Here is a 9,687-nt window from a genome sequence, read left to right on the forward strand (position 1 = left end):
GGGACGACCAGCGCGTCCGGCGGGTGGGCGGTGCAGACGGCGGCGATGTCGTCGCGCCCGGCGTCGCCGGGGTTGACGCGGACCGCGACCTCGGCGTCGGGGTCGAAGTCGGGCTCCGAGAGGACCGCGGCGACGGTCTCCCGAGCCTCGGCTTTCCTGTCGGGCGAGACGGCGTCTTCGAGGTCGAAGACGAGTACGTCAGCGCCCGCACCGGGGGCTTTCCGCAGTAGCTCGGGTCGGTCGCCGGGGGAGAACAAAACGCTGCGTCGGGGCATAGTGTGTGTATCGAGGGGAACGGTGAAATATCGACTCGTCGGCGACCCGGCTCAGGGCCAGAGGCCGCGGTGTTCGTGAGCCTCGGAGACGCGTTCGAGCGCGACCATGTAGGCGGCGTCGCGCCACGTCACGTCGTGTTCCTCGACCCGCTCGCGGACGGCGTCCCACGCGCGGAGCATCTCGGTCTCCAGTTCGTCGTGGACGCGTTCAAGCGACCACGAGCGGTGGTTGAGGTCCTGCAACCACTCGAAGTACGAGACGGTGACGCCGCCGGCGTTGGCGAGGATGTCGGGGACGACCGGAAGCTCGCGTGCCTCGAAGATTTCGCCCGCGGCCGACGTGGTCGGGCCGTTCGCGCCCTCGACGATGAGGCTCGCCTGCACGTCGCGGGCGTTCTCGGCGGTCAGGACGTTGCCGACAGCGGCGGGGATGAGCACGTCAACGTCGAGTTCGAGGAGTTCCTCGTTCGAGAGCTTCCGCGGCGCGTCGTACTTCATGACCGCCTCGGGTTCTTCTTCGTGGGTCGGCACGTCGCGGGTGTCGAGGCCGTCGGGGTCGTAGATAGCCCCGTTCACGTCGGAGACGGCGACAACCGTCGCGCCCTCGTCGTCGAGGAGTCGCGCGGCGGGCGCGCCGACCGAACCGAACCCCTGTACCGCGACGGTGGTGTCTTCGATGTCCCAGTCGTAGAAGTCGATGGCTTCGCGGGTGACGATGGCGACGGAGCGGCCGGGCGCGGTGTCGCGGCCCTTGCTCCCGCCGACGACCGGCGGCTTGCCCGTCACGACGCCGGGCGTCGTCTCGCCTTCCTGCATCGAGTAGGCGTCCATGAACCACGCCATCGTCTGGGCGTCGGTGCCCATGTCGGGCGCGGGGATGTCCTTCGTGGGGCCGATGAAGGGCCGAAGCTCCTCTGCGAACCGGCGGGTGAGTCGCTCTTTCTCGTCGGTCGAGAGGTCCTTGGGGTCGACGACGATGCCGCCTTTCCCGCCGCCGAACGGGAGGTCCATCACGGCGCACTTCCACGTCATCCACATCGAGAGTCCGATGCACTCGGCTTCGGTCACGCCGGGGTGGAACCGGAGGCCGCCTTTGTACGGCCCGCGGACGCTGTCGTGCTGGGCGCGGTAGCCGGTGTAGACCGCGGTCGAGCCGTCGTCGCGTTCGAGGGGCACCGAGACGCGGTGGACCTGATTCGGGTGTCGGAGCCGCTCGATGACGCCGGGGTCGACGTCGAGGTGCGCCGCCGCGCGTTCGAGCTGCCGGCGGGCCGTCTCGAGGGCTGTCTCTTCCGTCGGTTCGTCGTCCGTCGCGGTTGATGGTGCTGCGGATGCCATGTTGGTTCGTGCCGGGCGGATGCCGGCTGAGCCGGGAGACAGACGCGCTGTCCCGCGCCCGCTGCGACCGTCGAATCGGTCGCCATCGGGCGCTTTCGCAATCCTCTATTGTGGATAATTATAATGATTGTTATCTGGTTTCGCTCGGGGCAATAGTTGTCACACAGTACGGCCGACCGGCACGGTTTTATCACGGTCTGTCACACGATTCACCATGACCGGTCTGTACTACGAGGAGTTCGAGGTCGGCCGGACCATCGAACACGAAAAGCGCCGCACCGTCTCGGAGTCGGACAACCAGCGCTTCTGCGACATGACGATGAACCAGCAACCGCTCCACCTCGACGCCGAGTTCGCGGTCGACTCGCAGTTCGGCGAGCGACTGGTCAACGGCCTCTACACGATGAGCCTCGCGGTCGGTCTCTCGGTTCCCGACACGACCGACGGGACCATCGTGGCGAACCTCAGCTACGACGACGTGTCCCACCCGAACCCGGTGTTCCACGGCGACACGCTCCGGGCGCAGACGACCGTCCTCGACAAGCGCGAGACCTCCGACGGCGAGCGCGGCGTGGTGACGATGAAAGTGGAAGTGTTCAATCAGGACGACGACCTCGTCTGCGAGTTCGAGCGGACGGCGCTGTCGCTGAAACGCGAGTTCGCCGCTGACGACGACGCCGACCCCGACGACGCCTGAGTCGGCGGACCGTTCCGGCCTCCCCGCCCACCCGCACCGTTTTCTCCCCGGCGTCGCTAGGCCGGACATGGATTTCGACGGCCTCTCCGCGCGGACCGCGTCGGTCGCCGACTGGGCCGCCTCCGCCGCCGCCCGCGCACCCGACCCGATGACCGTCGCCCGGGTCGGCCTCGGCGCGATGGTGTTCGCCGCGGGCGTCCACAAGCTTCTGGACCCGCTTTCGTGGTCGGCCTACGTCGTCCGTGGCTCGCGCCGCTGCTCGTCGTCTCCCTGGTGACGTTCATGCTCGTAAACGGCGTCCTCGAAGTCGGCTTCGGCGCGGCCATCGTCGCCGACCGCTACACCGCCCTCGCGAGCGCTGTCGCCGCCGTCTCGCTGTCGGCGACGTGTCTCTATCTCGCGGTCGTCTTCGTCGCGGAAGGCGGGCTGTTCGGCGACGTGCTCGCCCGCGACATCGGGCTCGCGGGGCTCGCGTGGGCCGTCTTGGTCGAGTCGCTCCGGCGGCCTACCCGAACACCGTGACGAGGATGAGCTGGGTGTTCATCAGCCCGGCGACGCCCCACGGGACGGCCACGCCGATTGGAATCGCGCCACGGTAGCGGCTGGGGAGGACATGCCACGCGACGACCGCGACCGCGAGGACGACGAGTTTCAGCGAGATGAGCGCGCCCATCGGCCCGAACGCGGGGATGAGCGCGAGGACCACGGGATTCAGTTCGGCGAGGCCCCGGCCGAGCCCGTAGAGCGTCGTCAACACGTCGAGGACGAACGCCAGCATCGTCACGGTCCAGAGGACGTGCTCGTCGCTTATCGCGTGTGCGAGTGCCGCTCGGGGCGTCTCGGGAAGGGGGACTTCGTGGCTCATGGCGGGCTATCGGCAGGCGACGGCCCCGAAGCCGGGACGTGACGGGTCGGGTGGGTTCGAGTGGGGCGGAACGGGAGTCGGCCGACGATGAGGTCTGTAGCACCCCGACCGTCCTCAGTACGAACCGCTTAGGTCAGTTACCGTGAGATTACCCGCCGGAAAAACGGAGCATTAACCGTCGAGTCGGCTCAGAGCACCGTTCCGTGCTTCTTGTCCGGGAGCGACTTGTCCACGTCGGCGTAGAACTCGAAGCGGGCGACGAGTTCGTCGCGGAGGTTCGACGGCGGGACGATTTCGTCGATGACGACCTCGCTCGCCATCCGGTGGGCGTCGATGTCCTCGCGGTACTCCTCGCGGAGTTCGTCTTCCATCCGCGCCCGCTCCTCGGGGTCGTCGACGTCGGCGAGCTTGTTCGCGTAGACCGCGTTGATGGCCGCTTCGGGGCCCATGATGCCGATTTCGCCCGAGGGGAGCGCGATGACGCTTTCCGGGTCGTAGGCGGGGCCGCCCATGGCGTAGATGCCCGCGCCGTAGGCCTTCCGCACGATGACGGTCTGTTTGGGCACCGTCGCCGACGACGTGGCGTAGATGAACTTCTTGCCCTTCTCCAAGATGGCGTCCTTTTCGACCTGCGACCCGGCCATGAAGCCGGGCGTGTCACAGAGGTAGAGGAGCGGAATCTCGTAGGCGTCGCAGGTCCAGATGAACTCCGCGGCCTTCTCGGCAGCGTCGGGGAAGATGGCTCCCGACCGCTCCGTGGGCTGGTTGGCGACGATGCCGACCGGCCGGCCGTCGATGCGGGCGAACGCGGTGACGATTTCCTTGCCGTAGTCGGGCTTCAGTTCGAACACGGACTCCGCGTCGACGACGCGCTCGATGAGGTCGTGGGCGTCGTAGGGGCGGTTCGGCGACTCGGGGATGAGTTCGTCGATGCCGTCGGGCGAGTACCGCGGCGGTTTCGACTCGGAGCGCGGCGGCTTCTCGCCGGCCTTGTCGGGGAGGTAGGTGACGAGTTGGGAGACGAGTTCGCGGGCGTGCGCCTCGTCGCGGGCGACGAGGTCGGCGCTGCCGGACTCTTCGGCGTGCATCTGCGCGCCGCCGAGGTCCTGCATGGATATCTCCTCGCCGGTGACCATCTTCACCATGCGCGGCGAGGCGATGGCCATCGCGGACATTCCCTCGACCATGATGGTGAAGTCGGCGAAGACGGGTGTGTAGGCCGCACCGGCGATACACGGCCCGTAGAGGACGCATATCTGCGGAACGTACCCCGAGAGCATCGAGTGGTTGTAGTAATATTTCCCGATGCCCTCGCGGTTGGCGAAGAAGCCGGTCTGCTGGTCGATACGACCGCCCGAGGAGTCCATCAGGTAGAGCACCGGCTTCCCCGTCTTGAGCGCCCGCTGCTGCATGCGGAGGAACTTCTCGACGCCGCGGCGGGCCATCGACCCGGCCTTGACGGTGAAGTCGTTGGCCATGAAGTGGAGGTCGCGGCCCTCGAACTCGGCGGCCCCCGTGAGGAGGCCGTCGCCGGGCAGGCGGGTGTTCGGGTCCGCCTCGTCGACCTCGGGGGAGTTCTCGTGCCACGAGTCGAAGTTGGCGAACTTGCCGTCTTCGAACTTCAGCCCCTCCGGGAACCAGAGGTCGAGGCGGTCGCGGACGAACAGCTTTCCCGACTCCGGCAGGCGCTGTTTGTACTTCTCGGGGCCGCCGCCGAGGATGTCCGCGATCTCCTCGCGGAGTTTCTCCTCGCGCTCTGTGGGCCCCATGTCGTCGTCCAGCGGGAAGGCGTCCGCGGGCGGTTCGGCGTCCGCGACGGCCTCCTCGCTGTCGCCGACGAAGACGTTCACGTCCGTCCCGAGGTGTCGCGCCAGCGCGCTGGCGATGGCCTCGGCCTCGTCGCCGGTCGCGCCGTCGCCGATTCTGACCTTCATACTCGGTGATGCACCACCGTATTCAAAATGGTTTTCCATGCACGATTTGCCGGCCGGTCCGTTGGAGGCCGACGACTATCTGGACGGAGACCCGCGGCTGTCGACTGTTTGGTCCGCGGAAAACGAGTGTGCCCGGTCGTTTCGGTCCGCTCGATGTGGTCGGTACGGTCGGCGGACTCGTCCCGCGAATAGACGGGTCGGCCGCGCGTTCAGTCCAGCGCCGCTTCGAGTTTCGCCACGAGGTCGGTGTTGCCGACGTACATCGGGGTCCGCGCGTGGAGGTCGTCTTTGTCAACGTCGAGGAGCGACTTCGTGCCGTCAGAGGTCGCGCCGCCAGCCGTCTCGATGACGTAGCCGATGGGGTAGCCCTCGAACTGGACGCGGAGTTTGCCCTCGGGCGCGGACTCCAGCGTGGGGTACGCGAAGATGCCGCCGTAGGTCAGAATCTGGTTCACGTCGCCGATCATCGACCCGCCGTAGCGGAGCTTTCGCGAGGGATCCTGTTCGACCTCGCGGGCGAACGCCTCGAAGTCGTCGGTCCAGTCGGGGACGCGGCCGCCGAAGCCGTACACCGACCCCTCGTCGGGGAGGGTGACGTCCTCGCGGACGAGTTCGTGGCTCGCGTCGTCGTGGATAACGTACTCGTCGACGGTCCCGTTGCGGGCGACGATCATCGTCATGACGGGGCCGTAGAGGACGTACCCCGCGGCGACGAGGTCGCGGCCGTGGGCCGGCAGCGGGGCCTCGTACACCGCGAAGATGGTCCCCATCGTGTTGTTCGGCTTCAGGTTCGACGAGCCGTCGAGCGGGTCGACTGCGACCGACAGCCGACCGGTGCCCACGTCGACGGACTCAGGGCGCTCTTCGCTGGCGTACTCGCCGACGCCTTCGAGCGCGCCGATGCGTTCACAGAGGAGGTCGTCCGCGAACACGTCGGCGGCCATCTGCGTCTCGCCGCTCGGGTTCTCGTCCTCGGCGGCGACGCGGCGGCCGGGCAGACCGGTTCGAATCTCTGGCGCGGTGCTCGCGATAACGTCGACCACGCCGTCGATGATCTGCATGTCGCGGGCGGTGTCGGCGGTGTTGATGTCTGTCGTCGCCATCAGGCCCACCCCTCGGAGCGTCGGCGGGTCGGGCGTGAATCGTCGGCGAAGCGGGAACGTTCCCCGAGCGTCGCCGGGGTGGGAGATACCGTCTGCGGGGAGTCGACGGCCGTGTCGGAACCGGGCATCATCTGATTCAAAGTGGTGTAACTACCTATATAAAGGCTGCGCCTAGAGTGGCTTAGGAGATATTGTCGAATTCGGCCGTTATGAGGTTCGTAACGAAATATTACGGCAAATTATTCTCCGAATGAAAATTACTACTCAGATAGTAAAAATTCGGAGGTGCGCGGCGGGGTGCTCACTCCATCGCGTCCCGCGCCTGCGCCTTCCACGCGCTGACGACGGTCGCGTCGATTTGGAGAGCGTCGGCGACGTGTTCCGGGTCCGCGGTGGCGAGTCGCCTGACGGAGCGGACGCCCGCCTCGGCGAGCAGTTCCGCGTCGTCCTCGTCGACGCCCGCGAGCGTCGTCAGCGGCTTCGGCTTCGACCGCTCGCGCCACGCCGCCTCGGCCGCGAGCGCGTCTCCCGACCCGTCGGCTGACGCACCCGTCGTCTGCCGCCCGCTCGGTGTCCAATCCCCCGATGCCGCCGGCTTCGATCGCGCTTCTGCGTCGTCGTCCGCATCGTCGTCCGACCCCGATGGCGTCCAGTCTCCGTCCCGTGCCGGGCCGTTCGTCTCCGCCGCTTCGCCCCGGCCCTCAGGGGTCCAATCGCCGGAGTCCTCGTTGCTCTCGTCCGCGGGGTCAGCCGCATCCCAGTCGCCCGAACTCGCGGCGACCCACGCGCGCTCGTCGTCGCCCAGTCCGCGAACCTGCGAGGAGCGTCGGTCGAGGTCGTCGCCGGAGTTGAACGACCACGAAAGCGAGTGCCAGCGCCGAATCTTCGCCGCCACGCCGGGGTTCGCGCCGGCGGCGACGAGGTCGCGGTAGCACACCTCGCCGTCGACGATAGCATCCACGTCGATGTTCGATTCGGCGAGGGACTCGGCGGTCGCCGGGCCGACGAACTTCAGGTCCTGCAACTCGGTCGGAACCGCGTCGCTCGCGCGGGCACCTCGCGGTCTGAGCAGGTGCGTCAGCGCCTCGTCGGGATTCGACGGCCCCTCGTCCGCCTCGTCCGCCTCGTCCGCCTCGGTTGCCCAGTTCGTGCCCTCGCCGTCGCTCCGGCGCGCGTCCGAGACGGCTTCCCCTCCGTCCCCGCCCGCGTCGTCTTCGTCGTGTCTGCCGGCGTCGTTCACCCCAGTCACCGTTGCATATCCCCATTCTTGCGCCCGACTTGAGTCTTCCCGTGGTAGTCACGAGTCTGTCACTATTCCGAACGCATCGGCAAGTTTTACCTCCCCACCTCGCGCAGACCCGGACATGTACGATACCGAAGATATCGACACGGTGGGCGTCGTCGGCGCGGGAACGATGGGCAACGGCATCGCGCAGGTGGCCGCGATGGCCGGCTACGACGTGGTCATGCGCGACCTCGAAACGGAGTACGTCGAGCGCGGCCTGTCGGCCATCGACGACAGCCTCTCGCGGTTCGTCTCGAAGGAGAAACTGACCGAGGACGAAGCCGATGCGGCGAAGGGGCGCGTTTCGGGAACGACCGAACTCGCGGACCTCGCGGACTGCGACCTCGTGGTCGAGGCGGCCGTCGAGAACATGGACGTGAAACGCGACATCTTCGCCGACCTCGACGACATCGTCCCCGAGGGCGTCGTGCTGGCGACGAACACCAGCACGCTCTCTATCACGACCATTGCGGCCGCGACCGAGCGCCCCGAACTCGTCGTCGGCCTCCACTTCATGAACCCCGTTCCGATTATGAAGGGCGTCGAGGTCGTCCGCGGCGAGAAGACCGACGACCAGGTCGTCGCGTTCGCCCACGACTTTTCGGAGGCCCTCGGCAAGGAGACGTGGGAGTCCGACGACAAGCCCGGCTTCGTCACCAACCGCATTCTCATGCCGTGGCTCAACGAGGGCATCCGCGCCTACGACGAGGGCGTCGCCTCCAAGGAGGACATCGACCGCGGCATGACCCTCGGCACGAACGTCCCGATGGGGCCGCTCACCCTCGCGGACCACATCGGCCTCGACATCTGTCTGGACGCCTCCGAGACGCTGTTCGAAGAACTCGGCGACCGCTACAAGCCGGCGTACCTGCTCAAGCGCAAGGTCGCGGCGGGCGACCTCGGGAAGAAGACGGGTAAGGGCTTCTACGAGTACGACTAGCGGCGCTCCCCGGCCGCCGTCGTCTTCGACGCCGACCCCGAGCCGCGGCGATAGCGCATCACTCCGGCACCGACGGCCCCCGCGACGAGAAATAGCCCGCCGAGTCCTGCCAGCGCCACAGCCAGCCCCTCGACGGTCTGCGAGCCGGCGGCGGCGACGAAGGCGAGGAGTGCGCCGAACAGGAACACGGCGGCGACGAATCCGCCGACGAAGAGGACGAACGACGGCGAGAGGTAGTCGTCTGCGGGCATACCCTCACCTTGGCCCCGGGGAGACGAAACTGTTGCCCCGCGAAGGGGAAGGCTATCAATCCTGAAACCCCGCGCGAACCCTTTTATCCCGTCCCGCGTGAAGGTCTCTCAATGATTACGGTCGAGAACCTGCGGAAGACCTACGGCGACTTCCCCGCCGTCGTGGGAAGCGACTTCTCGGTCGAGTCGGGCGAGGTGTTCGGCATCGTCGGCCCCAACGGCGCGGGGAAGACGACGACGCTGAAGATGCTCGCCGGGCTCGTCGAACCGACCGGTGGGTCAGCGTCGGTGCTCGGGTACGACCCCGAGGAGCCGGCGATGCGGCGCAAGCTCGGCTTTCTCCCCGAGGAGTCGCCGCTGTACGAGGACATGACCGCGCGGTCGTACCTCCGATTCTTCGCCGACCTCTACGACGTGCCCCGCGACGTGGCCGACGAGCGAACCGGCGCGGTGCTCGACCGCCTCGACCTCGAGTACCGCGACCGCCGGCTCGGCGACATGTCGAAGGGAATGAAGCGCAAGGTCGCCATCGCCCGGTCGCTCGTCAACGACCCCGACCTGCTCATCTACGACGAACCGGCCAGCGGCCTCGACCCCCTGACGACGAACGTCGTCTTGGAGTTCGTCCGCGAACTCCGCGACGAGGACAAGACCGTCGTCTTCAGCGCGCACAACCTCTTTCACGTCGAGTCCATCTGCGACCGCGTGGTCATCATGAATCGCGGCGAAATCATCGCCCGGGGGACGGTCCCCGAGATTCGCGCGGAACACGGCGAGACGACCTATCGCGTCTTCACGACCGTCCCGCTCGCGGAGACCCTGCCCGCGGACGACGAGGTCGGAGCCGACGGCGAAGCACGCCACGTCGCCGTCGTCGACGAGATGGCGGCCGTCGAGTCGCTCCGCGAGGCGGCCGAGGCCGCCGGCGGCCGCGTCGCCGACATCCGAACCGACGAGGCGTCGCTGGAGGACATCTTCCTCCGACTCGCCCGCGAAGCG

10 protein-coding genes and 1 pseudogene are annotated in these 9,687 nt (G+C 67.6%); 4 read left to right on the forward strand and 7 right to left on the reverse strand.

What is annotated here, in order from left to right; genetic code table 11:
• Both NKF06_RS18115 and gdhB read right to left on the reverse strand, forming a co-directional pair.
• On the reverse strand, positions 1-275 hold a 275-nt coding region (locus NKF06_RS18115), incomplete at its 3' end, for an aldolase/citrate lyase family protein (protein ID WP_253246209.1).
• 51 nt (positions 276-326) lie between these two features.
• Positions 327-1,613 (reverse strand): glutamate dehydrogenase GdhB, encoded by a 1,287-nt coding sequence (gdhB, locus tag NKF06_RS18120; RefSeq protein ID WP_253246210.1) that lies wholly within the window; start codon positions 1,611-1,613, stop codon positions 327-329.
• A 127-nt stretch (positions 1,614-1,740) separates the two neighbouring features.
• Between gdhB and NKF06_RS18125 the strand changes: the two genes are divergently transcribed.
• Positions 1,741-2,310 (forward strand): MaoC family dehydratase, encoded by a 570-nt coding sequence (locus NKF06_RS18125; protein ID WP_342766461.1) that lies wholly within the window; start codon positions 1,741-1,743, stop codon positions 2,308-2,310.
• A gap of 67 nt (positions 2,311-2,377) precedes the next feature.
• Positions 2,378-2,832: pseudogene (locus NKF06_RS18130) on the forward strand (DoxX family membrane protein).
• Here the strand turns inward: NKF06_RS18130 and NKF06_RS18135 are convergent.
• From NKF06_RS18135 to NKF06_RS18150, 4 genes are all read right to left on the reverse strand, one after another.
• Positions 2,816-3,175, reverse strand: coding sequence for a DUF5658 family protein (locus tag NKF06_RS18135; protein WP_253246211.1), 360 nt, complete (start codon positions 3,173-3,175; stop codon positions 2,816-2,818). The pseudogene NKF06_RS18130 and the gene NKF06_RS18135 overlap by 17 nt on opposite strands.
• 188 nt (positions 3,176-3,363) lie before the next feature.
• Entirely contained in the window at positions 3,364-5,109 is a 1,746-nt protein-coding gene (locus NKF06_RS18140; RefSeq protein WP_253246212.1) for an acyl-CoA carboxylase subunit beta, read from the reverse strand.
• A gap of 209 nt (positions 5,110-5,318) precedes the next feature.
• Positions 5,319-6,212, reverse strand: a complete 894-nt coding sequence (locus NKF06_RS18145; protein ID WP_058827151.1) for a fructose-bisphosphatase class I — start codon at positions 6,210-6,212, stop codon at positions 5,319-5,321.
• A gap of 301 nt (positions 6,213-6,513) precedes the next feature.
• Positions 6,514-7,452 carry a helix-hairpin-helix domain-containing protein gene (locus tag NKF06_RS18150; protein ID WP_253246215.1) on the reverse strand — a complete coding sequence of 313 codons (939 nt, stop codon included), beginning with the start codon at positions 7,450-7,452 and terminating at the stop codon, positions 6,514-6,516.
• Positions 7,453-7,576: 124 nt separating this feature from the next.
• On the opposite strand from NKF06_RS18150, the gene NKF06_RS18155 reads away from it, so the two are divergent.
• The gene (locus tag NKF06_RS18155; RefSeq protein ID WP_253246213.1) at positions 7,577-8,437 is read left to right on the forward strand and encodes a 3-hydroxybutyryl-CoA dehydrogenase; all 861 of its coding nucleotides are present in this window, start codon (positions 7,577-7,579) and stop codon (positions 8,435-8,437) included.
• On the opposite strand, the gene NKF06_RS18160 is transcribed toward NKF06_RS18155, so the two are convergent.
• Positions 8,434-8,688, reverse strand: a complete 255-nt coding sequence (locus NKF06_RS18160; RefSeq protein WP_058827135.1) for a hypothetical protein — start codon at positions 8,686-8,688, stop codon at positions 8,434-8,436. The two genes, NKF06_RS18155 and NKF06_RS18160, sit on opposite strands and share 4 nt — an antisense overlap.
• A gap of 111 nt (positions 8,689-8,799) precedes the next feature.
• Between NKF06_RS18160 and NKF06_RS18165 the strand changes: the two genes are divergently transcribed.
• A partial coding sequence (locus tag NKF06_RS18165) for an ABC transporter ATP-binding protein (RefSeq protein ID WP_253246214.1) occupies positions 8,800-9,687 on the forward strand: 888 nt, incomplete at its 3' end.

The sequence above is a fragment of the Haloferax sp. AB510 genome (assembly GCF_024136985.1).
Lineage (GTDB): Archaea > Halobacteriota > Halobacteria > Halobacteriales > Haloferacaceae > Haloferax.